Source organism: Brevibacillus sp. HB1.3 (genome assembly GCF_013186635.1).
Lineage (GTDB): Bacteria > Bacillota > Bacilli > Brevibacillales > Brevibacillaceae > Brevibacillus > Brevibacillus brevis_D.
Genome location: NZ_JABMIT010000011.1, coordinates 1 through 24069, shown reverse-complemented (window position 1 = coordinate 24069; position 24069 = coordinate 1). Strand labels below are relative to the sequence as shown.

Below are 24069 nucleotides of genomic sequence, written 5' to 3'. Positions count from 1 at the left end.
AGAGGTGCACCTCCATTGTGATGGCAAGTCGGTGTGAATAAATTCATATTCCATCAGGACGTATAGGCTGGTCCTGAACCGACAGGAGGGTGTGCTTTATGTGGCATCGACGCTTTATTTGCCTCTGGGCGGGTCAGACATTGGCCAACCTTGGGGATGTATTTTATATTGTCGCGTTTATTTCGGTCATGTATGCTGCAACAGGCTCTGTCATGTACACGGCGTTCATACCGGTTGTCATCGTAACTTCGCAGTCTGTGAGCAGCTTGTTGGCTCCGCTAGTGTTTCAGCGTTTGTCGTTGACGGGCATGCTCGTGCTGTCGCAAGGCTTGAAGACGATACTTTTGGCTGTAGCCTCATTAGCTGTCAGTAGCGGTGTGGGAGAGCAGGGAGAGTGGATCTGGCTGTTGTTCGGATTGGGGTCAACCATCGCCTTTATGGATGGATGGGCAGACCCTGCACGAAACGCCATGGTGCCGCAGTTGGTAGGACGAGAAGATCTGATGCGAGCGAATGGTTTGCTTGCCACCTCAGATCAAACGGTTCATTTTGCTGGCTGGGCCGCAGGAGGATTACTCGTTTCCTGGCTGGGAGCGGGTGTTGTTCTGTGGGGAACGGTTGGTGCCTATGTAGTGGCAACGATCGCGATGACAGGCATAGCACCGGCAAGCGAAAAGCTGCGAGAAGAACAGGCAGCTGGGGCGACAACCAACTGGCTCACTGGATGGAAAGTCATTCGCGATGTACCTGTCCTGCGACTGCTGGTCGCGATGGATGTCGTGATCGGCTTGTCCGGGGGTGTGTGGATCGCCGCGATTATGCTGCCATTTGTCCTCGATGTGCTTGGACAAGGGGAAGAATGGTGGGGCTATATTAATGCCGGTTACATGCTCGGAGCCATTGCGGGTGGGACGCTGCTATTGATGTATGCGGACCGGATACGGCGTCATTTATTTCGTTGGATCATTTGTGGTACGATTAGCGTCGGATTTTTTACCTTTTGTTTTGGCAGTAGTACGAACGCTCTGGTGGCACTGTTGTTTTCGTTTGCGTTGGGACCGTTTTTGGAAATGGTGCATGTAAGCAAGCAGACACTTTTGCAGCAAGAGACGGAGGAATCAGTACTACCCTATGTCCTGTCAGCAAAGGGGACGATTGATTTACTCGTTTTTGGCACTTCTGCCCTAGTGATGGGTGCTATCGCTGAATGGCAGGGAGTCCGGGCTGTTTATTATGTATCTGCTGGATTGTTACTCATCGCTTTTCTTTTGGCGTTGCGCTTGCAAAAAAAGCAGAAGGATCATACAAGTGGGGTTTCCGTAAATTAAACATGAAACAGGCTGTCTTATCCGTAGATTTTTCTACTGGGAAGGCAGCCTTTTTTGAAGATTGCTGTGCTGTGGGTAACGGTGCCGCTCATCAGCGTAAAATAAGGGACATTTGTTGTTTAAGGTTTGAGTAAGCTAGATTTTCTCCCTACAATAAAGAGGAGTGAACATTAGGAGTAAGGATGGGTGAGCACATGAACATTCTCGTATTACATGGTAGTTCAAGAGACGCAGGGAATACGGAGCAATTGACAAATGTAGCATTGGAAGGCGTGCAGTACACCAGTATCCGTCTGCGAGAGAAAAACATTCGCCCGATTCACGACCAGAGGCATGACGAAGGAGGCTTCGATTCAGTCGCGGATGATTACGATGAAGTGACGGAAGCGGTGCTCGCCCATGATTTTCTCATTTTCGCTACGCCGATCTATTGGTACGGCATGTCGGGGCATATGAAAAACTATGTGGATCGCTGGTCGCAGAGCTTGCGAGACAAGCGTTATTTCTTCAAAGAATCTCTCGGGCAAAAGCAAGCATATGTCATTACGACTGGCGGAGACCAGCCCAGATTGAAGGGGTTGCCACTTATTCAGCAGTTTCAATATGTTTTTTCTTTTGTCGGAATGCCATTTGCGGGCTATATCATCGGGGAAGGTAACAAACCCGGTGATGTATTGTCAGATCAACGGGCAGTAGAGGAAGCAAAGATTTTAAATGCGTGGCTGAAGGCCAAACAATAGCATATCGTACGACAAAAGATCGGAAGCAATTCCGGTCTTTCGCTTTGTCATCTTTCACGAATTATGAGGTGAAGCTATCAAAGTTCGGTTATGGTACCAGAATGGAACAGACTTCTTCGAACACCATGTGCATCATAGGTATAATGGGTATAGACCAGCATTCGATTAAAATCAGCAACTTGGCTGACTGTGTAGACTTCTTCCAGCCAATACATAAAGTAAACGCAAGGAGCTATTTCTACGTAATTGAATGTATAGTAACCATTGAAGCCTTTATGCGGTCCGGCAATCCCTTCATCATGTCGATGAGTAGCGTCAAAGAAATGAATGATAAATACATTGCCATCATCATAATCATAGCGAAAGGTCTTACCAGCGTATGAAGGGAGTCGATGACTGTATTGTACATATTGAAAATTTGGATGATGCATAGCATACTCCTCCTTTTGTATGCAATATATGTCAAATGTAGGTGTATGCTCTGCGTGGAATGCAAAAAACAGCGGCCAGTCTAAGACGTTATTTTCAGGTCTTAGGTAGCCGCTGTTATTTTATGTAGGGTCAGTCTAACCACGAAAACTATTTTCCACCGAGATGACGCAGGATCGCCATCAAATCGAGCTCACCCAGCCCTGATTCCAGTGCATGACGATAGGTGGCATTGACGGATTCCGCCAATGGGGTAGAAACGCCTGCTTCATGCGCCAGCCGAAGGTCTTTGGCCATATGCTTCAGGGCAAAGGCAGCCGGATAGTCGTCAGCGAGGATGGAGGCAGCCTTTCCGCGGACTAACGGGGTTCCCACGGCGCTCTCGGAAATGATGTCCAGCATCTGCTCTGTGCCAATACCCAGAGAGCGAGCGAACAGAAGTGTCTCAGAGACACCTTGTACGGTAATGCCAAGCAACAGATTAATCGCCAGCTTGGCAGACGTGCCAGCACCGTTTGGTCCCAAATAAAAGGCTGCTTTGCCTAGCTTGTCCAGCATCGGTTTAGCTATCTCATAATCTGCGCGCTCGCCGCCTACCATGATGACGAGCTTCCCTTCTTTTGCAGGTCCTACACTGCCAGATACAGGTGCATCGAGAAAGCGTAGCCCAGCTTGTTTGGTCTGCTCGGCAAGAAAACGGGAAGTATCCGGTGAAATAGTGCTCATGTCCACTGCCAGCTTTCCTTGCACAGGAAGACTCAAGAGTCCATCTGATCCTGTATAGATTGCTTTTACGGCCTCATCGTCGCTTACCATGGTGAACAGTACATCGCTTTGTGCTACCAGCTCGGACAAAGTCGCAGTCTCTTTCGCACCCAATGCCACCAAAGGTGCAGCTTTTCCCGGTGTACGGTTCCAGACACGTACGTCGTAGCCTGCTGCCAGCAGATTGCTAGCCATTGGTATGCCCATGTTTCCCAAACCAATCCAACCGATGATCATCGTCTTGTTCTCCTATCCGCGATTTATGCTTTTATTTGTTGTTGGACAAGTATCTTCAAAGCAGCGTGCTTGGATTCTGTCATCGCAAACAACTCGTCAAACCCAGAAGGAAGCGTCTTGTCCAGAACACGCAAGCCTTCCTCTGTAATGCCACCTTTGGTAGCAACACGTTCGATCAGCTGGTCAAAGCCTAGCTGTTCGTTTTTGAGCAAAAGAGCGGTTCCTAGCATCGTTTCCACCAGCATGCTTCTCGCAGTATCCAAGTCAAGCTCTGGTGTTTTGCGAACGGCAGCCTGCGCGAACGAATCAAGAATCCCTGCGATCAGTCCTGGGGCGCTGCTGGTGAGGATCGTCGCTGTTTCGATCTCGACCTCGGATACTTCCTGTGATTGACTAATGGAAGACAGGAGGGTGAGAAGCTCATTGCGATCCTCTGTACTAGTTCGAGTGCTGCATGTAAATAGAGATACACCATGCAGCTCTTGCGAAGTGACGGTAGGAATGACCTTGCTCACAGCACCTGCATGGACGGTTTCCAAATCATTGATGCTAACACCTGCTGCTACAGAAACGATATGTACATTTTCAGGGATAGACAATTCACGCAGTACAGGCAGGATATCCAGTGGCTTTGTGCAGAGGAAGATCAGCTTTGCCCACTCGCACACCTCTTGCGCACTTTCGGCTATGAGAATGCCATGTGATGCTTGCAGATTTTCAGCCTTTTCTCTTGTCCGATTGAAGACGGTGATATGCTCGGGCTGGATCACACCGCTTTTACAGAGTGATTTCACCAGCATTTGACCCATACTGCCTAGTCCAATGATTCCAATTCGCATGTGCAAAACCCCCCGGTCTTATTGTAACGTAGGCTCATGAAAAAAGGTACAGCCTCCCATGTGAGAGAGCTGTACCTTTGCTGTTTCAATTAAAAGATTAGTCGTCAGAGCTTCGGAAAATCATGATGTACTTCGCCAACTCCAGAACAGAGATCAGAGCGGCAGCTACGTACGTCAGAGCGGCTGCCCCCAGTACTTTGCTTGCGCCGCGTTCTTCTTCATTGCGGATGAAGCCCATTCTGATCATCAGTTCTTTTGCACGGCTACTTGCGTTAAACTCGACAGGCAGTGTGACGAGCTGGAAGGCAACTGCTCCGGAGAAGAAGATAATCCCGATCAGCAAGAGGCCAGCCATTTTAAAGAAGAAACCAGCCAATAGCAGCAATGGCGCCACACCGGACACCAGGTTGACTACTGGGAAAATGCGATGGCGAGCTACCAGCATCGGGTACGAGACCTTGTGCTGAATCGCATGGCCGACCTCGTGACAAGCAACGGACAGAGAGGCAATCGAGTTGCCGAAGTATACAGGATCAGACAGGCGTACGACTCGGTCAGTCGGGTCGTAGTGGTCGGTCAATGTACCTGGGATGTGTTGAACAGGAACGTTCGTCAAGCCGTTCGCATCGAGCATGCGGCGGGCGGCCTCTGCACCGGTTAGACCGGAGGAGGTAGGAACTTCGGAGAATTTGTTAAAAGTTCCTTTCACACGGAACTGTGCCCAGAGCGACAGTCCGAATGCAATCAGAATCAGGAAATCCATAGGATGGAAAAACATTCCACACTCACTCCTTGTTGTAATCTATGAAAACGAATGTTGCTAAGCCATACATGTAACCTTACTACTACATTCTGTCCCATATTCATGTATACGAATAAGTCCTATGGCAGTTTCACTAATTTATTGTACATTCTCTGACCATTATTGACAATGTAGCTGCATGCCAAAAAAACAGACACATTCCTCGTCAGTTATGATTGGGAATGTGTCTGTTTTGATACTTATCTGTCGTGATTTTGGGTTTTATGATGCTCGGTTTTTCGCGGGGTTTGAAAGCCCTTCACTTCGAGCATTTTACTGCTCATTTTAGAATCCAACGTCTTTTCAGGAGCCTGTGGATATGATTTTTCACCTTTGGACACCGAAATATCCTCCTCGAAAACATAATCGCGAACAGGCTTATTATTTCCACGGATGGATGCGAAAGGACGTGGGAATGGTTTACAGCTGAGAAAAAGCGCGGTCTACAGCTGCGATGGTGAATTGAATGTCTTCTTCTGTATGAGCTGTCGTCACGAACCAAGCTTCATATTTGGATGGTGCCAGGCATACACCTTCATTCAGCATCAGCTGGAAGAAGCGAGCAAATACTTCCCCATTCGCTTTCTGAGCTGCATCGTAATCATGAACAGGCTCGTCCGTAAAGTAAACAGCCAATGCCCCTTTTACACGATTGAGCTGGATGGTTACGCCGTGTTTGTTTGCCGCTTCGATGATTCCGTTCGAAAGCATGGCGCCCAGTCTTTCGAATTCATCGTACACGCCCGGCTGCTTCAATACTTCCAGGCAGGCAATTCCCGCACGGATGGAAGCAGGGTTACCAGCCATTGTTCCTGCTTGATACGCAGGTCCGAGTGGCGCGACCTGCTCCATGATTTCCCGACGACCGCCATAAGCGCCGATTGGCAGACCGCCACCGATAATTTTACCCAATGCAGTCAGATCAGGCTCAACTCCAAGGAGGTTTTGTGCTCCGCCATAGCAGAAGCGGAAGGCCGTGATCACTTCATCGTAGACGACAAGTGCGCCCGCTTCGTGCGTAATGCGGTTAACCTCTTCCAGGAAGCCAGGCTCAGGTTCTACGATACCGAAGTTGCCGACAATCGGCTCAACGAGGACGCAAGCCGTTTCGCTTCCCCATTTACTCATAGCTTCAGCGAAAGCCTCGATATTATTAAAAGGTACCGTAATGACTTCGCTGGCAATACTTTGTGGTATACCTGCACTGTCCGGAATCCCCAAGGTAGATGGCCCGGAGCCGGCAGCAACGAGGACCAAGTCAGAGTGGCCGTGGTAGCAGCCTGCGAATTTGATGATCTTGACACGCCCCGTATAGGCACGTGCGACACGAATGCAGGTCATGACTGCTTCTGTACCGGAGTTGTTGAAGCGAATGCGCTCCATCGAAGGAATTGCTTCGCGGATCATGTTTGCAAAGGTAATTTCCCATGGAGTAGGTGTACCGTAAAGGGTTCCGTTGGTGGCCGCTTCGCAAATCGCGTTGGTCACATGTGGATGTGCATGGCCAGTAATGATGGGGCCATATGCTGCTAAATAGTCAATATATCGATTGCCGTCCACGTCCCAGAAATACGCGCCCTGGGCACGTTCCATTGTTACGGGTGCTCCCCCACCTACAGCCTTGAAAGAGCGGGAAGGGCTGTTTACTCCGCCTAGAATGACGTCGAGTGCTTGCTCGTGCAGTTGCGCGGATCGTTCACGTTTCATGCATGTTCCCTCTTTTCTTTTGGAAAAAGTCCTTCATTATCTTACCACAGCAGTTCAACAACTGGATATGAACGGAGAGCTATAGATGAAGGAAAGGAAAAATGATACAATTTTCAAGCAAATCACTCCATGGGTAAAGGCGGGGTCATCATGAAACTTGAGTGCATCTCCATGAAAGGAAGCGGCAAAAGCAATGAGGACGCCTATGTGATTCAGCAGGTCAAGCATGTGTATGCGGTCATCGATGGCATTACGTCGCTGATCCCTTATGAGAACGCAGCAGGACAGACAGGCGGAGCTATCGCGGCTGAGCTTGTAAAAAAGCAGCTGGAAGCAATCCCTGAGGATGCAGTTTTGCACGATTATATGGAGATGATAAACGAAGCTCTCCGGGAGCAGATGAGGCAAAGCGGCATCGATCTTGAGAAAAAGGAAGCATTGTGGGGAGCGGCCTGTGCAGTCGTCCGTGTAAAAGATGCCCAAATCGAGTACGCGCAGTTGGGAGATTGCATGATATTTGCCGTTTATGATGATGACATGGTAAGACCCCTGACGCATACGCAAGTCAGCCATTTGGAACAGGTGGCCTTGGCGAAGTGGGAAGAAGGAATTAACAAGGGATTGTGTACCCGAACAGAGCTGTACGAACGATGTATGGACATCCTGATCCATAACCGCTATCAGGCGAATGGACCAGGGGGCTACGGTGTGTTGAATGGCGATGCTGCCTGTCGGGGTTTTATCGAGTATGGACGCATGAATCGAGTTGGCGTCAAGGCATTGGTGCTGGTAACGGACGGTCTGTTCATGCCGAAAGCTTTAGGTGGAGCACAGCCAGAGTGGGGAGAGACGGTACTGCCGATCGTACATAAAGGGCTGCAGCGTTATACAGACGAGCTCATTTCTCTAGAAAACAACGATCCCGAATGCATCCACTATATTCGCTTCAAAAAGTCTGACGACAAAACGGGCATGATCCTTTATCTTCATTAACAGTTTGGTGCAGTTTGCCTTTTGCACAATTCGATTAGCTCATATACACTACAAATGGTATTTAAGCGAAGAAAAAAGGACGGTTTTCCATGATTCAAGTAAATCATTTACAAAAGGATTTCCGCATCCATCAGTCCAGACCAGGCCTTGGTGGTGCTTTTCGTGATTTGTTCAGTCGGGAGTACAAGACGGTAAAAGCGGTGGATGACCTTTCCTTTACAGTAGAGGAAGGGGAAATGTTCGCGCTGATTGGGGAAAATGGTGCTGGGAAATCGACCACGATCAAGATGCTGACTGGTATCTTAACTCCGAGCGATGGCGAAATCGTCATTAACGGCTTTGTGCCTTTCAAGCAGCGGGAAGAGTATGTTCGTTCCATCGGCGTTGTTTTCGGGCAACGCTCCCAGCTTTGGTGGGACCTATCTCCGTTAGAGTCCTTCCGCCTATTGAAAAGTGTTTATAAGGTTGACGAGGTAGAAGGAGAAAAGTGGCTGGAGCGTTTGATTGAGGAGCTGGAAATTTCTCCGTTCGTCAGTCAGCCAGTGCGTAAGCTGAGTCTTGGACAGCGGATGCGGTGTGAAGTGGCTGCTTCGTTGATTCATAAGCCACGTCTGCTGTTTCTCGATGAACCGACAGTTGGACTCGATGTGCTCGTTAAGCAAAAAATCCGTGAGTTTCTCCGCAATCTGAACGAGACGGAAAACATGACGATCTTGTTGACGACTCACGATGTGTCAGACATCGAAGCACTCTGTAAACGTGTGCTTGTCATGGACAAAGGGAAGCTGATCTTCGATGGCTTGCTGAATGACCTCAAGGAAAAATGGGGCAATGGCACTGAGGTGTCCTTCCAAATGAAAAAGCGCACTTCCGCAGCCGCACTTCGTCAGGCATTGGGAGAGATGCCTTGTGAGATCGAGCAAATCAATGATTTTACCCTCAGTGTAAAAGTAGCGCGAAGTCAGGAAATGCTGCCATTTGTTTTGTCGACGGTCATGTCATCGTTTGAAGTCAGTGACGTGAAAATCGAGGAGACGAGCACAGAGGATATCGTGCGCAACATTTATTCCTCAGACCAAGAGGTAGCCAGCCATGCGTAAGCTTTATATGGAACTTATCCGCATGAGGTTTTTGACGATGCTTGCCTATCGTGTGAACTATTACAGCGGGATTATCATCTACGCGATCAACATCGGTGCGTACTACTTTTTATGGGGAGCGATCTACGGGGGCCAGCAGCAGCTGGGCGGGCTTACGGTGGAACAGATGACTTCCTACGTCGCGATTGCTTGGATGTCGCGGGCATTTTATTTTAACAACATCGATACAGAAATAGCCCAGGACGTCCGAGAAGGCAAGGTCGCGATCGAAATGATACGCCCCTATAATTACTTGTCCGTGAAAACGGCGCAGGCGTTTGGGGAAGGGATCTTTCGCTTTCTCTTTTTCGCGGGTCCAGGGATCTTTCTTATCAGCCTGATCATTCCGTTCAGCTTCCCGGCTACAGCGACCGGATGGGGGCTTTATTTGCTGAGCTTGATGTGTGCGTTTTTGATCAATACACAAATCAATTTGGTGACAGGTTTGTTGACTTTCTTCCTGTTCCGAAACGATGGCATGATGCGAGCCAAGCGGGTCGTGGTAGATCTGTTGTCTGGTCTTGTGCTGCCGATCAGCTTTTTCCCCGGTTGGGCGCAAACGGTAATGGGCTATCTTCCATTCCAGGCGGTCAACTACTATCCGAGCCTGATCTTCACAGGTGCGATTTCAACGGAACGCTCTTGGGAATTGATCGGTTTTCAGTTCATCTGGATGTTTGTCATACTGGTCCCCATCTTGGTGATGTGGCGTCTTGCCCGCAACAAGCTGGTTGTGCAAGGAGGGTAGAGCATGCAAAACATGAGACATATTTTTAGTATTTTTGCCGACTACCTAAGCCAGTATTTCAAGACGAGACTTGCCTATCGAACGGATTTTCTCGGGGATTTTGTATCTAATCTGGTTTCTGAGTTGATCAATCTCGTCTTTATTGTTGTTGTGTTCACCCATGTTCCGCTGATGGGGGATTGGACGCGTGACGAGATTATCTTTATCTACGGTTTCTTTTTGGTTCCATACGCATTGTTCTCGATGTTCTTCGGTTTTTGGGACTTCAATGAACGGTATATCATCCGTGGCGAGATGGATCGCATCCTGACGAGACCAATTCACAATCTGGCGCAGGTATGCCTCGAGTCGATTGCGCCTGACCGCATTTTTGGCGTCATAACCGGAATCATCATCATGGGGTATGCTGCCATTCAACTTGATTTGTCGTTTTACTGGTACGACGTGTTCATCTTTATCGGGCTCTCGATCAGTGGGGCACTGATTTACGGTGGCGTGTATACCGCCATTGCTGCGGTTAGCTTCTTTTCCGACTCGCGGACAGGGATTGCTCCGATGATTTACAACATCCAGCAATATGGGCGCTATCCGGTAGATGTGTACAACAAGGCTATTCGCTTTGTGCTCACTTACGTGCTGCCGTTTGCCTTCGTGGGTGTTTATCCAGCGGCTTACTTTTTACGCAAGGAAATCTGGTATGCGTATGCGGCAATGACGCCGGTAGTTGCTGTTATTTTCTTCGGGATTGGGCTTCTCGTTTGGAACTGGGGTGTCACCAAATATCGGGGAGCAGGTTCTTGATGATTTATAATCCGAAATCGTTGTAGTAATATTAGATGTAACGAGATCGAAAAGCATAAGGTAAAAAAAGACCGTCCCGGCTGCAACCGGAACGGTCGGTACAATAGGAGCTTCCCGCAAAGGGGTGCGGCTCAATACTTTGGTGAGAAATAGACCGCTGAGGTGCGAACTCAAGGGCGGTCTATTTCTTTTTGGTCAAGGTAACAACCAAGCCGATTAAAGCGACCAGGAACAACCCAAACTGGAAAAGCAGTCTGACTTTTTTTATTCGTTATTCATATTAAACTCATCGGAGTAATTAACAAGAAGTGTCGAGCTGGCAGTTTCCTCTATTGTCAAATCAAAAAACAGCAGTATAATATGCTGTATACAACTACACATTCCTTCGGGGCAGGGTGAAATTCCCGACCGGCGGTGATCATGCTTTACGCATGTTAAGCCCGCGAGCCTCCCGAGCTGATAGGTAGCAACGGAGTGCAGGATCTGGTGTGATTCCAGAGCCGACAGTACAGTCTGGATGGGAGAAGGATGACGACAGTACGTTTATCACACGTGCTTGTTTGCCTGTGCAAACGGGATGAGAGCGTAGAGGCTAGCCCTCTTGTTTCTTGTACCTTTTATTTGCGCATGGTTTGTCATACGCTTGCAAATGCCCTGTGGAACTTTTAGCCACAGGGTTTATTCTGTTTGTGTAACAAGACGTGTGAGCTTACAACGACTGTTGCCATTCCTCAAGAAGGAGTAGAACAATGAGGAGATGGTAAACATGAAAGAAACAGCGCTGCATTCTTCGCGCACACGTGCAACCCAAAAGCTGGTGACGATTCCCATGCTGGCGGCGGTTGCATTTATTCTGCAGTATCTCGAGGTTCCTGTTCCGCTGATGCCAAGCTTTTTGAAGCTCGACTTCAGTACACTCCCGGCATTGATCGGGGGACTCATGTACGGACCTGTAGCCGGCGTTATTATCGAGGTACTCAAAAATACACTGCACATGCTCTTCAAAAATACAGATGGTCTGTTGATCGGTGAGCTCGCAAACGTTGTAGCAGGATCAAGCTTTATTTTTGCGGCTGTCTACATGCAGCGTCTCGGCCAAGGCAAAAAAGGCTTCCTGACTGGTCTCGCTCTGGGAACGATTTTGATGACGATTGTTATGGCTGTAGCAAATGCTTATGTGCTGTTGCCTGCGTATGCCGTGCTTTATCAAATGCCGATTGAACAGCTCTTGTCCATGTTCAATGCGACAAGCATCTGGTCATTGGTTCTGTACGGAATCGTACCATTCAATCTTTTCAAAGGTGTTATGATTTCAGTCGTCGCATATCCGATCTATGTGAAGCTCGGCTCCAGAATCGCTGCGCGAACCAACAATTGACAACCACGATGTGACTCGCTAATATGTGTAGTTAATAGATAGTCATAAAAGGCTATGAAAGGACCCGCAGCTATACCCACGTGACAGAGAGTCGGCCCTAGTCTGGAAGGCTGATACGTAAAGGATAACTGCACCCCATCCTGAAGCCGCTGGTGAAGAACTGAGCCGGATGCCCACCGTTATCGGGTTATCGAGAGGACTATGGCGTATGCTGTAGTCAATCAGGGTGGTACCGCGGAAGTTAATCCTCCGTCCCTTTTTGGGATGGGGGATTTTTTGCATTTTACGTAAGAACAAAAAGGAGCGTAGACGGATGAAAGAGGACAAAGCGTTTGTAAAAGAAATTACACCGCAATCGGAGGATTTTTCGCGTTGGTACATTGATGCCATCAAAAAGGCGGATTTGATGGACTACACACCGGTACGCGGCTGCATCGTGTTCAAGCCGGATGGCTTTGAGCTTTGGGAGCGAATTCAAGAGGCGATGAATAAGCGCTTTAAGGAGACAGGGCATCGCAATGCCTATTTCCCGATGCTGATCCCCGAGTCCTTCTTTCAAAAAGAAAAAGAGCATATCGAGGGCTTCAATCCCGAGTTGCCTTGGGTAACAGAGGCTGGGGGCGAGCCGCTAGAGGAAAAGCTCGCGCTACGTCCAACCTCCGAGACGATCATCGGACATATGTACAGCCAATGGATTCAGAGCTATCGCGACCTGCCTGTATTAATCAACCAGTGGGCAAACGTGTTTCGCTGGGAGAAGCGGACGATGCCGTTCTTGCGGACATCAGAATTTCTTTGGCAGGAAGGTCACACGGCACATGCGACAGAAGGGGAAGCTCGTCAGGAAACGATGCAAATGCTAGAGATTTACCGAGAGGTCGTCGAGCAGGAGCTAGCCATTCCGGTTTGGAAGGGACAAAAAACTCCAAGTGAACGCTTTGCTGGTGCTGTCGACACGTATTCCATTGAAGCGATGATGAAGGATGGCAAAGCAGTGCAAGCGGGCACCTCGCACTATTTGGGTGATAAATTCGCACGCGGCTTTGAAATTAAGTTTTTGGATCGTGACAATCAGTTCAAGTACGTTCACACGACATCATGGGGAACCTCTACGCGACTGATTGGTTCGATGATCATGGTGCATGGCGATGACCGCGGTCTCGTGTTGCCACCTCGCATGGCTCCGACACAAGTGATTATGATCCCAGTCGGTCCGATGAAGCTGCGGGAGAAAGTCATGGAGGCGTTTGATCCACTCTTTGACGAGATCAAGGCCGCAGGTGTGCGTGTCCGTGCTGATCTTCGCGAAGAAACGCCAGGCTGGAAGTTCAATGAGTGGGAAATGCGCGGGGTTCCTCTGCGTCTGGAGCTAGGCCCGCGTGACGTGGAAAATGGTCAAGTAATTCTGGCTCGACGTGATACAGGGGAGAAGGTGACGGTTTCACTTGAAGGTATCGCGCAAACAGTTGTTCAACTGTTGGAAGAGATTCAGCAAAATATGTTCCAAAAAGCACTAGCCTTCCGGGATGAGAACTCCCATTTGGGGATCGATACACTGGAGCAGCTATCCCTTCATATTGCCAAAAACGAGAGCGAAAACAAAACGAGTGGATGGGTGTTAGCTGGCTGGTGTGGGGATGATGCTTGTGAATCGAAGATCAAGGAAGAAACGAAGTTCACCTCCCGCAACATCCCGTTTGAGCCTCCTGTACAAAAGAAAGCCTGCATTTGCTGCGGCAAAGAGTCACAGCATAGTGTCTGGTTCGGAAGGGCGTATTAATTAAACAAGGTGTGTCCACGCTTTGGCGGCAGGGCACACCCTTTTTTCATCTAGCGTCCGAGTACCCAATCAGTAAAAGCTCGAACATCCGTAAAGTGGTAGTCAGGCTCGGGAGCGAATTTTCCCGACTTTTGTGTAACCAAAAGCCAATCCACACCGACTGTTTGCAAACCAGCGGCACGACCAGCCAACACATCTGCATCACTGTCACCTACAAAAATGGTGTCCTCCGGTGTAGCGCCTAGTTGTTTCATAGCGGTAAAAATCCCCTCCGGATGCGGCTTCGGATCAGTGACCTCATCCCCTGTGATTACAACGGAAAAATACTTGTCTAATCCCCATTCTCGGAGGGAGATATCAGCGCTTTTGCGGCCTTTTCCTGTTACGATCCCCATTTGGATACCGGCTGTATGTAATTCATCGAGCATGTTTCGGATATTTTCCGGGTTTTGTATACGGGAGTGTTCATCTGTGTATACGCGATAAAAATGAGCGAGGGCACTGTCATGCACATGGGAGGGCAGCTTGTTTTGCAAAATGCCTGTCTCTGTGGGGCCAAAGAGAGCTACAATCTGCTCGTCGGTATAATGCTCTTGTAAAAACTGCTGAAAGGTAGAGCGAAAAGCGGTGAAAATCAAGGGGAGAGTATCGGCAACTGTGCCGTCGAAATCAAACAAGATTGTCTGCATGGGAGTCCTCCTTTGATTAGAAAATAAAAGAAAACCATCGTATCTGATGGTTTTCCTGGTGACTTACTCATCCGAATCATCAAAAGGATCATCTGAATCATCTGTTGGGTCAGCTGGAGTCAGTGGGAACAGGGTGTCGAAAAACTTGAATTTTCGACGGCCAGATTCCTTTTTGAACCCTTTGTACTTTTGCAACAGATCAGAGATGTCTTCCACAAATTGATTACGTTCATCTTGACTCAAATAAAATTCAGTCAAATTATAAGCGAACGTATTTTTATACTCTTTCCTAACATCTTGGTCGCTTGCGACGAAGCGATTGAGAGTTCGCATGAGGTCCTTTTCCGTAGTACGAAACGGAGTAAACATGACATCACTTAATTGTTGAGCGTTTTCTTCAATCATCAATTGGAGCTTGACCTGAATGACCTTGGCAACAGGCTCATAATATTTCTCCACAATAGAGCCTTTTACCCGGGTATCCACTTGCTCGAGCAGCCCAACACGCACGAGCTCCTTTACATGGTAATGTAGCCGTGCAGCATTTTCGCCTAGTTCTGTAGCGATTTGTTTGGCCGTTCTGGGCTCCAAATCTTCAAAGAGTTCCAAAATTTTAACCCGTTCCGCTATAGCAAGCGATTTTAGCGCTTCTGGATCTGTTACTTCAAAAAACTCTTTCATGCGAATTCACCATCCAACTGACTAGGCCAAATTTTATTTTTTTTTATTCTATCCTTTTCTGGATCAAAGCGCAACTTGTATGCGGATGAAGTCACTACTAGATTGTGGTAAAATGGGACCAGCAAAAACAGGATATTATCGAGAGGAGGGAAAAGTTTGACGGCAGTAGGACAAGCTGCACCTGCATTTACTTTGCAGGCGAGCGACAATCAGACCCTCTCACTTTCCCAATTTCATGGTCAAAATGTAGTACTCTATTTTTATCCGAAGGACCAAACGCCGACGTGTACCACAGAAGCATGTGATTTCCGTGACTTCCATTCGGGGTTTGCAGAGCTGAATACAGTTGTTCTCGGAATCAGTCCGGATTCTGTGAAGTCGCATGATAAATTTATCGCGAAGCACGAATTACCTTTCCCACTTTTGGCCGATCCGGATCACCAAGTAGCTGAGGCTTATGGTGTGTGGGTGTTGAAGAAAATGTACGGACGAGAGTACATGGGTATAGAACGTACCACGTTCGTCATCGACAAAGAAGGCAACATCGCAAAGGTATGGCCAAAAGTAAAGGTCAAAGGACATGTGCAGGAAGTGCTTCAATTTATTAAGGAAGAGCTTCAATCCTAATGTTTATTTCGCAATGAGCGAATGGAGGAATACAGATGAGTGTATCCACAGAATATGTTGTACAAAGCTTTTGCCAATTGGCGAATATCCCAAGTCCATCCGGCAATACGGAAAAAGTAATGGCTTGGGTTGCACAAGAATTGGAAAAGCTTGGCGTTTCTTATAAACGGACAAACAAAGGGGCAATCGTTGCAACAGTAGCGGGGGCCAATAACGAGAAGGCAAGACTCTTGACCGCTCACGTCGATACGCTGGGCGCGATGGTAAAGGAAATAAAGAGCAACGGGCGCTTGAAGCTGACCTTGATCGGCGGCTTTGCATTCAATGCGATTGAAGGAGAGCACTGCGTTGTAGAGACTAGCAGCGGCCGTCTTGTAACCGGTACCATTTTGTCCACCAAAGCTTCCGTGCATGTTTACAGCTCAGAAGCGGGGAAAGCAGAGCGTAATGAGGCGAACATGGAAGTTCGACTGGATGAAAAGGTTACAAACAAAGAGCAAGTCCTTGCACTTGGGATTTCCGTCGGAGATTTCGTCTCCTTTGATCCGCGAGTGACGGTAACGGATAGCGGATTTATCAAGTCCCGCCATATTGACGACAAAGCAAGCGTAGCTGTGCTGCTGGGGGTTCTGAAAGAACTGAGTGAATCCGGCTTGAAGCTGCCTTACACCACGTACTTTTTTATCAGCAATAATGAAGAGATCGGATACGGCGGCAACTCTAGCATCCCTGAAAACGTGGTGGAGTACCTCGCTGTTGACATGGGAGCGATTGGGGACGGTCAGACGACAGATGAGTATTGCGTGTCCATTTGTGCGAAGGATTCCACTGGACCTTACCACTACGGATTGCGCAGCCATCTGACCAAGCTCGCACAAGCGAACGGTCTGAACCACCAAGTGGACATTTATCCTTACTATGGTTCTGACGCAAGTGCTGCGCTAAGAGCCGGATATGACGTTGTCCATGGCTTGATTGGACCGGGAGTAGATGCTTCCCACTCCCATGAACGTACACATAAAGAAGCGCTCGACAACACGGCAAAGCTCGTGATGGCCTACCTTCAATCGAAAGAAATGCAAGCATAGGAGGACCAGATGAGCAATATGTATCAATGGGCTGACTACTATGATCTCACGCAACGTGGTGTTGCGGGTGATGTTGAGTTCTATCTGGAACAAGCCAAGCTGGCAGGCGGAAAAGTGCTGGATCTGGCTTGCGGCACCGGAAGAATCAGCATTCCGATGGCCAAGGCTGGCATCGACGTTACTGGAATTGACTTATCCCAGGATATGCTGGCAAGGGCTCAGGTAAAAGCAGAGGAAGAAGGTGTGACATCTGGCTTGAAGCTATTGCAAGGGGATATGCGCGCCTTTGATCTGCAGGAGTCATTTTCACTGATTATGATTCCTTTTCGGTCATTTTTGCACCTTTTGCATGTTCAAGAGCAAATGAAGGCATTGACGTGCATTCGCAAGCATCTGGCTCCAGGCGGGAAATTCATCATGAACGTGTTTGTACCCAAGATCCATCATTTTTACGAGGAAAATGAAAAAATGTCCTTGCGTGGCACCTATCCACTCGCGTCAGGAGAAGAGGTTGCGATGTGGGATTACACCCGCTATGACCATTTTCAGCAACTGTCCGAAGTGACACGCATTTACGAGCGTACGGATGCACAGGGAGTTGTGACGGAACGGGTGAGAGGCCGATTTACCCTCCGCTACATTTTCCCCGCGGAGCTTCATCATCTGCTTCGTTTAAACGGCTTGAAGGTCACACAACGATACGGCTCCTTTGCAAAGACGCCTTTTGATGCAAATAGCTCAGAATTGATTCTGGTCGCAGAAGCTTTGTAAACGGAATCTGTGGAGGGGATATGGAATGAAGATTTATACAAAGTCAGGGGATAAAGGTGAGACGTCACTGGTTGCAGGTGTCCGCGTGCCTAAGTTTGCGGACCGTGTAGAGGCATACGGTACTTGCGATGAAGCCAACTCGCAGATTGGATTGGCACTGGCTCTGTTGCCTGCGACAGAAGAATGGAATGAATTGCAGGATGTGTTCCATGTCATTCAGACAAAGCTGTTTCATGTAGGAGCTGAGCTGGCGACGCCAGAAGGCAAGAAGGTCGGTTGGCCGATTGCAGAAGAGGACGTTACTTTTCTGGAAGAGCAAATTGACATGCTAGATGCTAAGTTGCCGCCGCTCACCAATTTTATTTTGCCTGGCGGACATCCAGCTGCGGCTGCTTTCCATGTTTCCCGTACGGTCGTCCGACGTGCAGAGCGCAAAGCTGTTCATGTGGCACAGCAGGAGCAGGTAAACCCGTCCGTGGTCAAATACCTCAACCGACTGTCCGATTATTTGTTCGTTGTAGCTCGTCATATTAATAAAGAGACAAGTGCAGTAGAAAAAACACTGCACGAATAGGCAAAAGCCCCCTGAGATCAAGCAGGGGGCTTTCACTTATTTGGTGCGCAGGTAAGTGGTGATTCCCGGAAGAAAATCGATTTTCTCTGTATGAAAAGTCTCGTAGAGAAGCTTTCCATCCTTACATGCGTTTCCTTCTAGCAGCATAGTGAGCTGCGTGTTGGTAATCGGGAAAAATGGGAATCTCTCCATCATATTTACCACAGGCTTCATGAGAGCGAGGGGAATGTGGATTTTATTGACCTTTCGCTTTCCAATGGCCTCGCCAATCGTATCGAGAATTTGTCTGTAGGAGAGCCGTTCGGGTCCACCTGTTTCGTAGGTTTTATTGGTTGATTCGGGTCTGCTCAAGGCTTGGACGAATACATCCGCCACCGTCTTACGAGCGACAGGCTGCAAAGGGTAGGAGCCATCACCAATAACCGGTGTGACAGGTAAGCGGACTAGATCGGCGAGCATGTTCACGAATTCATCCCCAGGACCAAAAATAACAGATGGACGGAAAATGACATACGGAATACCGCTTGTTTGCACAAGTTGCTCTGCTTCGTATTTGGTTCGGTGATAGGCGCTCGTGGCGTTTTCGCGTGCACCAAGAGCACTCATATGGACAATGCGCTTGATTCCAGCTTGCTTGGCGGCCTCCAGTACATTTTTTGTACCTTCTACATGGATACGAGAAAAGCTAATGCCTTTCCCCGGTTGTTCGCGAATAATTCCAACGAGGTGGATGACAGCGTCGCAGCCATGCATCGCTCTCATCAATGATTCTTTATCGAATAGATCGCCAGTTGCTTCCGTAACATGTGGATTGGCGTTTTCGGTGAAGGGAAGCTTACCTGTTGAACCAGCTCTAGTGAGGCAAACTGTCTCATATCCTTCTGCCTGCAAGCGCTCGAGTATACCCCGTCCAACAAAACCTGTGGCACCAGTAAGGAATACTTTCATGGAAAACCTCCTCCCGTTAAATACTTCCAGATTCATTGTACAACAGTTGCAGTCTGCGTTGCTATCGATCGCTGTGTTGACCAAGGCGGTATAATGTAGGGAAAAGGGGGATATATTTATGGCACAACGCAAAGTACCTGTGGCCGACATTTTGGATAATTTGCAGCAGCTTTATCCGGATGCTCACTGTGAATTGAATTATACAACCCCGTTTGAACTTCTCATTGCGACCATTCTTTCGGCCCAATGTACAGATAAACGGGTGAATGAGATTACCGCACCCATGTTCCAGCAACTAAACCAGCCGGAGCATTACCTTCATTTGACACAGGAAGAAATGGAAGAGCATATAAAAGGGCTCGGGTTGTATAAGAATAAGAGTAAAAACATTTTAGAGACCTGTAGAATCTTGTACGAAAAATACAATAGCGTAGTACCACAAACGCATGCCGAGCTCGAAGCATTGCCGGGGGTAGGGAGAAAGACTGCAAATGTCGTTTTGTCTAATGCATTCGGGATTCCTGCGATTGCGGTGGATACGCATGTATTCCGCGTAGGAAACCGGTTAGGCCTTGCGAATAGCGACAATGTGGACGAAGTGGAGCGTCAGCTCATGAAGCGCATTCCGAAAGAGAAGTGGACGGATGCGCATCATTGGTTAATCTGGCACGGCAGACGTGTATGTTCGTCGCGTAATCCACAGTGCGGTAGCTGTACACTTCAATCCATGTGTAAGTTTGCACAGGCTGAAGCCAAAAAAGCCAAAAAGCCTGCAACCAAAAAGCCTGCAAAAGCAAAGTAAAAAACTTGATTTTCCACTTCTTTCTGTTCAAATCGAATGAATGGATATTGACAGTTTTCGCCGACTAGACGTACACTTATTTATAGTAATTCTAATCAATGACATTAGAGAAGCTTGTTCTTTTGTCTTGCGAAAGACTGTGGGGTGTAACAAGATGGTACAACGTGTGGAGAAAGCTGTTGAAATCCTGAAGAATACCGGGGTTCGCATGACACCACAGCGCCATGCAATTTTGACCTATTTGCTGGAAACGATGACTCACCCGACGGCTGACGAAATATATAAAGCCCTTGAAGGCAAATTCCCGAATATGAGCGTTGCAACGATTTACAACAATCTACGAGTCTTTAAAGATGCTGGATTGGTTACAGAGCTCACTTACGGGGATGCGTCCAGCCGATTCGATGCCAATGTGGAAGAAGATCATTATCACGCGATCTGTACCACCTGTGGGGCAATCAGTGACTTCCACTTTCCGTATTTGCGGGATGCAGAAGTAGCTGCTTCCAAGGACATCGGCTTCAAAGTAACCGGACATCGTATGGAAGTTTATGGCGTTTGTGATTCCTGTCAAAAGAATCCCCACTAAGAATGTATGTGATGGATGAGCACCTCCTGCTTGAATCGGATAATCCCGGTGATGCAGGGGGTGTTTGTTTTTGGAGGACATAACCCTTTCTGTCGATATCTGTAACCTTTTGGCTTCTCGTACGTCTTCTTTTTGGTAGAAGCTTGTCCGTGAATTACCAGAATACAAAAGGTTGTGAATGTATTGAACCAACGCTATGATCGAAATAATGAGTCAAATCATATAGCCCAAGTCAGAAGACAGGCTTATGTACCGGGAAGCAGGTGGAGATTATGAGCAGGGAGTCTGGTAGAACTCTGCGACCAAGACGAAGAAGAAGAAGGGCTTTTGGCAGGCTGTTTTTATTAAGCTTTTTCTTGTTGGCTATCTTTGGCAGCATTTACTGGTTTTTTGTACTCCGTGCCTCAACTGAGCATGTGCAGCCGTATGATGGTAATAAAAATGTGATTGTATACGAAGGCTCGCGGAAAGAGTCTATGTATTTATTGGAATCAGAGCAAATATTGTTGCCCTTTGATTTCATTAAAGAAAACATTGATCCAGCGATTTTTTGGGATGAACCTACACGTTCCGTTATCGTCACGACGAAGGATAAGGTGCTTCGGATGGAGAGCGGAGAAGTTGTCGCTTATCTGAACAAAAAACCTGTGGATTTACTCGTTCCGGTGAAAGAGGTCGACGGCACACGCTATGTCCCTTTAGATCCTTTGGAAAAGCTGTATCCGTATTCCTTTGAGCGAAAAGCAGATACGGGTGTCCTGGTCGTCGAAAAAGAGGGCTATGAAATTCAACAAGCGAAAGTAATCGCAGCGGAGGAAAAACAAGCAGTCCGTACCGGTGCTTCTCACCGAACTCCGATTGTAGCAGAGGTGTCTGCGGGTGAGGTTGTCGACGTTCTTGGTAAACAGGAAAACTGGTATCACGTTTTGACGGCCTCGGGAGTAGGGGGATTCATTTCAGAGAAAAGTATTGGAATGACGGATGTGCGCAAAGTCCAGCTGGAGCACACGACTGCTACCGGACAACAACACGCTGCCTGGAAGCCTGAGGGAAAGATCAACCTCGTATGGGAGCATGTCGTCAGTAAAAATCCGGATGTTTCAAAAATTGGTGCATTACCAGGGGTAAATGTAGTTTCACCTACTTGGTTTGAAATGAAGGATGCAGAAGGAAAACTATTGAACAGGGCCGATCCTGCATACGTCAAATGGGCCCATAAGCGAGGCTACAAGGTTTGGGGGCTTGTTACAAACGGGTTTAATCCAGATTGGACCAAGTCCGTTCTCAGTAGCTATGACAAGCGAGATCAATTAATTGCCCAGCTTCTGTACTACGCTCATTTATACGATCTCGATGGCATCAACATCGATTTTGAAAACGTGTATTTAGAAGAGAAAGAAGAGCTCGTACAGTTTGTTCGGGAGCTGACGCCGTATCTCCATCAGCAAGGACTGACCCTTACCATAGATGTGACGATCAAATCAAACGCGAAGCAATGGTCCATGTTCCTGGATCGGAAAGCGTTGGCCGAAGTCGTCGATTATGTTGCGGTGATGACGTATGATGAGCATTGGGCAGCGAGTCCAAAAGCTGGTTCCGTCGCATCATTGCCATGGGTGGAGCGGGGCTTGCAAGGAGTGCTGGAAGAAGTCCCTAACGAAAAACTGTTGCTGGGTGTGCCGTTTTACACACGCTTATGGACGGAAGCGAAGCAGGCCGATGGAACCGTGAAGGTGAGTTCCAAAGCTTATTCCATGACGAAAGCGCAGGAATGGATCAACGAACGCAAGCTGACGCCAGTTATGGATGAAGCTTCAGGTCAACATTACGTGGAGTATAAAGACCCGAAGGATGGAAACGTCTATAAAATGTGGATAGAAGATGTGACGTCAATGAAGAAGCGTATGGAGATCGTTAATAAGTATGACTTGGCGGGTGTGGCTTCTTGGCGCAGAGGTTTTGAGGTGCCGGAGATCTGGCAAGCAATTGACGAGACTCTGAAATAAAAGACAGACAGCTTTCACGAAAGAAAGCCACCTGCACCCCGAATGCTCGGGAATTGGCAGGTGGCTTTTTACGTATAGTTGAAAGGAATCATATTATGTCTGGTTTTGCTGAGGATGTCCGTCTTCTAGGCGTAAAGGTTGTCCACAAAACATACAGGCGTCTTCTTTTCCCAACATCTTCGTGACTTTTTGGCATGAAGGGCATTGCACCTGTGGAGCTGAAGTGGAGACCATCCCGGAAATCATAAACAAGACTGTACTGCCCATTGTCAGAATGAACCCGATGATCAAAAGCAGCGTCATAAAAATGTAAGAGCCTTTTAAGAGGTTTCCAAGTAAAGGAATAAAGTCCAAATAACCTGCAAAAAATGCGTACCCTGTATACATCAGCAAAATGCCGATTACCATGCTCCAGTTGCCCCATGTGCGCATGCGTTTGATCTTGCTCAGGCGTTCTGTATTTTTCATGATCATTCCTCCTACCCTATAGTATAGCATACAAAGGATTTGTCTGTTGACAAGCAGGAAACCGCCAAGACTTGTAGAATCCATAAGTTCAACCCAGGGGGAAGGGAGGAACAAGGCATGACTTTAAGGCAGACGTATCTGAAAAATCTCCAGCAGCGTTTGGATGTGCAAGCGGTGCTTGTTTTAAATGATTCGGATATGCTAGTCCCATTTCGCGAGGGAATCTTTTATTTCGTCGTAGTAAATGAGCCCCAAGCTGATGGCAAAATCCGGCGCATGCTATTTCAGGAACAAGTGATCATCGAGCAGCAAATCAGCACGTGGCAACTGGAGAAGGGAGCCATTTGCGGTTTGGATGAACGACTTGCCGAGATGCTTCGAAGGGCAGAAATTGTTTGGGACAAAGAGCATTATATGAAACAAATGAAGCTGCGTCTGGCTAGTTTGTCATCTTCTCTTCAGAAAAAACATATCTGTAAGGAGTATTCCCAAATCCTTCGTTTTTTTCACGAGACAAAAGAGTTTTTGCAGCAAGGTATGATGTTGGATGCACATCACTCTGCCATTCAAACGATTCACTATTTGGCTCGTCTCATTGTATATGAAGCGGGAGATCATCCTCAGCCAGCTCTATGGACGCAAGTCAAACAGATAGATCCTTCTATATATAAGTTGTATGAGGAGCTGTCTTTTAATGCGGAGGCATTGGAGAAGCGAATTGAACTACTTGTGCTGGCAATTGAATTTTGGATCGCATCCAGAACGAAGGAATCTGTTCGATACCTGGTTGAGCTCATGGAGACGAAATCAGGGCCTTGGCGTTTGGAAGAGCTGATGAATCATCCGATGATTCAAGAAGCAGAAATCGAGATTCCTCTTGTAATAGATAAGATGCTTCAGCGCTTGTTGATTCAAGAGATTGTATGCAAGGATGGGGAAAAGGGCGACAAAGAAACAGGCTTTATTTTAATGGGATAAAAACTTTTCAATTAGTGTTGACTTTCGTTTGCGATCCATGCTATATTAACAAACGTCGCTGCTGCGCTAACGCAGAACGGCTGAAAAAAAGTTTTAAAAAACACTTGATTTTATAAGTGGTTATGTGATAAATTAAGAAAGTCGCCTCTGGGCGATGGAACA

The 24069-nt window shown here is 47.7% G+C and carries 27 protein-coding genes and 1 riboswitch; of the genes, 16 read left to right on the top strand and 11 right to left on the bottom strand.

All coding sequences use genetic code 11. From position 1 onward, the window contains the following. Positions 1-98: 98 nt before the first annotated feature. On the top strand, positions 99-1328 hold the full coding sequence (locus tag HPY31_RS22270) for an MFS transporter (protein WP_172142502.1): 1230 nt from the start codon (positions 99-101) through the stop codon (positions 1326-1328). A 194-nt stretch (positions 1329-1522) separates the two neighbouring features. Then, positions 1523-2068: a flavodoxin family protein gene (locus tag HPY31_RS22265; protein WP_172142501.1), complete on the top strand. Its 546-nt coding sequence runs from the start codon at positions 1523-1525 to the stop codon at positions 2066-2068. A 77-nt stretch (positions 2069-2145) separates the two neighbouring features. On the opposite strand, the gene HPY31_RS22260 is transcribed toward HPY31_RS22265, so the two are convergent. The 6 genes from HPY31_RS22260 to HPY31_RS22235 all read right to left on the bottom strand — a co-directional run bounded on the left by HPY31_RS22260 (position 2146) and on the right by HPY31_RS22235 (position 6847). Then, positions 2146-2499 carry a MoaF-related domain-containing protein gene (locus tag HPY31_RS22260; protein ID WP_172142500.1) on the bottom strand — a complete coding sequence of 118 codons (354 nt, stop codon included), beginning with the start codon at positions 2497-2499 and terminating at the stop codon, positions 2146-2148. 148 nt (positions 2500-2647) lie between these two features. Continuing rightward, the gene (locus HPY31_RS22255; protein ID WP_172142499.1) at positions 2648-3499 is read right to left on the bottom strand and encodes an NAD(P)-dependent oxidoreductase; all 852 of its coding nucleotides are present in this window, start codon (positions 3497-3499) and stop codon (positions 2648-2650) included. Between the two features lie 23 nt (positions 3500-3522). Then, positions 3523-4338: a pyrroline-5-carboxylate reductase family protein gene (locus HPY31_RS22250; protein WP_172142498.1), complete on the bottom strand. Its 816-nt coding sequence runs from the start codon at positions 4336-4338 to the stop codon at positions 3523-3525. A 97-nt stretch (positions 4339-4435) separates the two neighbouring features. Further along, positions 4436-5116 (bottom strand): zinc metallopeptidase, encoded by a 681-nt coding sequence (locus HPY31_RS22245; protein ID WP_172142497.1) that lies wholly within the window; start codon positions 5114-5116, stop codon positions 4436-4438. Positions 5117-5340: 224 nt separating this feature from the next. Next, positions 5341-5481, bottom strand: coding sequence for a hypothetical protein (locus HPY31_RS22240; protein WP_012684780.1), 141 nt, complete (start codon positions 5479-5481; stop codon positions 5341-5343). A 79-nt stretch (positions 5482-5560) separates the two neighbouring features. Next, the gene (locus tag HPY31_RS22235; protein ID WP_172142496.1) at positions 5561-6847 is read right to left on the bottom strand and encodes a glutamate-1-semialdehyde 2,1-aminomutase; all 1287 of its coding nucleotides are present in this window, start codon (positions 6845-6847) and stop codon (positions 5561-5563) included. Between the two features lie 129 nt (positions 6848-6976). On the opposite strand from HPY31_RS22235, the gene HPY31_RS22230 reads away from it, so the two are divergent. From HPY31_RS22230 to HPY31_RS22215, 4 genes are all read left to right on the top strand, one after another. Further along, on the top strand, positions 6977-7840 hold the full coding sequence (locus HPY31_RS22230) for a protein phosphatase 2C domain-containing protein (RefSeq protein WP_172142495.1): 864 nt from the start codon (positions 6977-6979) through the stop codon (positions 7838-7840). 89 nt (positions 7841-7929) lie between these two features. Further along, positions 7930-8940 (top strand): ABC transporter ATP-binding protein, encoded by a 1011-nt coding sequence (locus HPY31_RS22225; RefSeq protein ID WP_172142494.1) that lies wholly within the window; start codon positions 7930-7932, stop codon positions 8938-8940. After that, entirely contained in the window at positions 8933-9727 is a 795-nt protein-coding gene (locus tag HPY31_RS22220; protein WP_172142493.1) for an ABC transporter permease, read from the top strand. The genes HPY31_RS22225 and HPY31_RS22220 overlap by 8 nt, the downstream gene beginning before the upstream one ends. 3 nt (positions 9728-9730) lie before the next feature. Further along, a complete protein-coding gene (locus tag HPY31_RS22215; RefSeq protein WP_371811759.1) occupies positions 9731-10528 on the top strand; it encodes an ABC transporter permease in 798 nt (265 codons plus the stop codon). Between the two features lie 181 nt (positions 10529-10709). Here the strand turns inward: HPY31_RS22215 and HPY31_RS29240 are convergent, their stop codons facing one another. Next, positions 10710-10781, bottom strand: coding sequence for a putative holin-like toxin (locus tag HPY31_RS29240; protein ID WP_242466657.1), 72 nt, complete (start codon positions 10779-10781; stop codon positions 10710-10712). Between the two features lie 124 nt (positions 10782-10905). Further along, positions 10906-11061: riboswitch (FMN riboswitch) on the top strand. Positions 11062-11294: 233 nt separating this feature from the next. Here HPY31_RS29240 and HPY31_RS22210 point away from each other — a divergent pair. Continuing rightward, complete coding sequence (locus HPY31_RS22210; protein ID WP_012684787.1) at positions 11295-11906, top strand: ECF transporter S component; 612 nt, start codon at positions 11295-11297, stop codon at positions 11904-11906. 313 nt (positions 11907-12219) lie between these two features. Then, a complete protein-coding gene (proS, locus tag HPY31_RS22205; protein WP_172142492.1) occupies positions 12220-13686 on the top strand; it encodes a proline--tRNA ligase in 1467 nt (488 codons plus the stop codon). A 50-nt stretch (positions 13687-13736) separates the two neighbouring features. Here the strand turns inward: proS and HPY31_RS22200 are convergent, their stop codons facing one another. Then, entirely contained in the window at positions 13737-14375 is a 639-nt protein-coding gene (locus HPY31_RS22200; RefSeq protein WP_172142491.1) for an HAD family hydrolase, read from the bottom strand. A gap of 63 nt (positions 14376-14438) precedes the next feature. Further along, on the bottom strand, positions 14439-15056 hold the full coding sequence (locus HPY31_RS22195; RefSeq protein WP_172142490.1) for a winged helix-turn-helix domain-containing protein: 618 nt from the start codon (positions 15054-15056) through the stop codon (positions 14439-14441). A gap of 156 nt (positions 15057-15212) precedes the next feature. On the opposite strand from HPY31_RS22195, the gene bcp reads away from it, so the two are divergent. Genes bcp through HPY31_RS22175 form a run of 4 tightly spaced genes read left to right on the top strand, consistent with a single transcriptional unit; the run spans position 15213 to position 18116 of the window. Next, positions 15213-15683, top strand: coding sequence for a thioredoxin-dependent thiol peroxidase (bcp, locus tag HPY31_RS22190; protein WP_048031450.1), 471 nt, complete (start codon positions 15213-15215; stop codon positions 15681-15683). 35 nt (positions 15684-15718) lie between these two features. Further along, the gene (locus tag HPY31_RS22185; RefSeq protein ID WP_172142489.1) at positions 15719-16771 is read left to right on the top strand and encodes a M42 family metallopeptidase; all 1053 of its coding nucleotides are present in this window, start codon (positions 15719-15721) and stop codon (positions 16769-16771) included. A gap of 9 nt (positions 16772-16780) precedes the next feature. Continuing rightward, on the top strand, positions 16781-17542 hold the full coding sequence (locus HPY31_RS22180; protein WP_172142488.1) for a class I SAM-dependent methyltransferase: 762 nt from the start codon (positions 16781-16783) through the stop codon (positions 17540-17542). 25 nt (positions 17543-17567) lie between these two features. Beyond that, positions 17568-18116: a cob(I)yrinic acid a,c-diamide adenosyltransferase gene (locus HPY31_RS22175; RefSeq protein WP_172142487.1), complete on the top strand. Its 549-nt coding sequence runs from the start codon at positions 17568-17570 to the stop codon at positions 18114-18116. 36 nt (positions 18117-18152) lie between these two features. Here the strand turns inward: HPY31_RS22175 and HPY31_RS22170 are convergent, their stop codons facing one another. Continuing rightward, entirely contained in the window at positions 18153-19064 is a 912-nt protein-coding gene (locus tag HPY31_RS22170) for a complex I NDUFA9 subunit family protein (protein WP_172142486.1), read from the bottom strand. Between the two features lie 118 nt (positions 19065-19182). Here HPY31_RS22170 and nth point away from each other — a divergent pair, with 118 nt between their 5' ends. From nth to HPY31_RS22155, 3 genes are all read left to right on the top strand, one after another. After that, positions 19183-19866 carry an endonuclease III gene (nth, locus tag HPY31_RS22165; protein WP_172142485.1) on the top strand — a complete coding sequence of 228 codons (684 nt, stop codon included), beginning with the start codon at positions 19183-19185 and terminating at the stop codon, positions 19864-19866. Between the two features lie 154 nt (positions 19867-20020). Further along, a complete protein-coding gene (perR, locus tag HPY31_RS22160) occupies positions 20021-20455 on the top strand; it encodes a peroxide-responsive transcriptional repressor PerR (RefSeq protein ID WP_012684796.1) in 435 nt (144 codons plus the stop codon). Positions 20456-20727: 272 nt separating this feature from the next. Beyond that, a complete protein-coding gene (locus tag HPY31_RS22155; protein ID WP_172142484.1) occupies positions 20728-22461 on the top strand; it encodes a glycosyl hydrolase family 18 protein in 1734 nt (577 codons plus the stop codon). A gap of 93 nt (positions 22462-22554) precedes the next feature. Here HPY31_RS22155 and HPY31_RS22150 read toward each other — a convergent pair whose 3' ends face one another. After that, positions 22555-22929 carry a YgzB family protein gene (locus HPY31_RS22150; RefSeq protein ID WP_012684798.1) on the bottom strand — a complete coding sequence of 125 codons (375 nt, stop codon included), beginning with the start codon at positions 22927-22929 and terminating at the stop codon, positions 22555-22557. A gap of 117 nt (positions 22930-23046) precedes the next feature. On the opposite strand from HPY31_RS22150, the gene HPY31_RS22145 reads away from it, so the two are divergent. After that, positions 23047-23907, top strand: coding sequence for a hypothetical protein (locus tag HPY31_RS22145; RefSeq protein WP_172142483.1), 861 nt, complete (start codon positions 23047-23049; stop codon positions 23905-23907). The last annotated feature ends 162 nt before the right edge of the window (positions 23908-24069 follow it).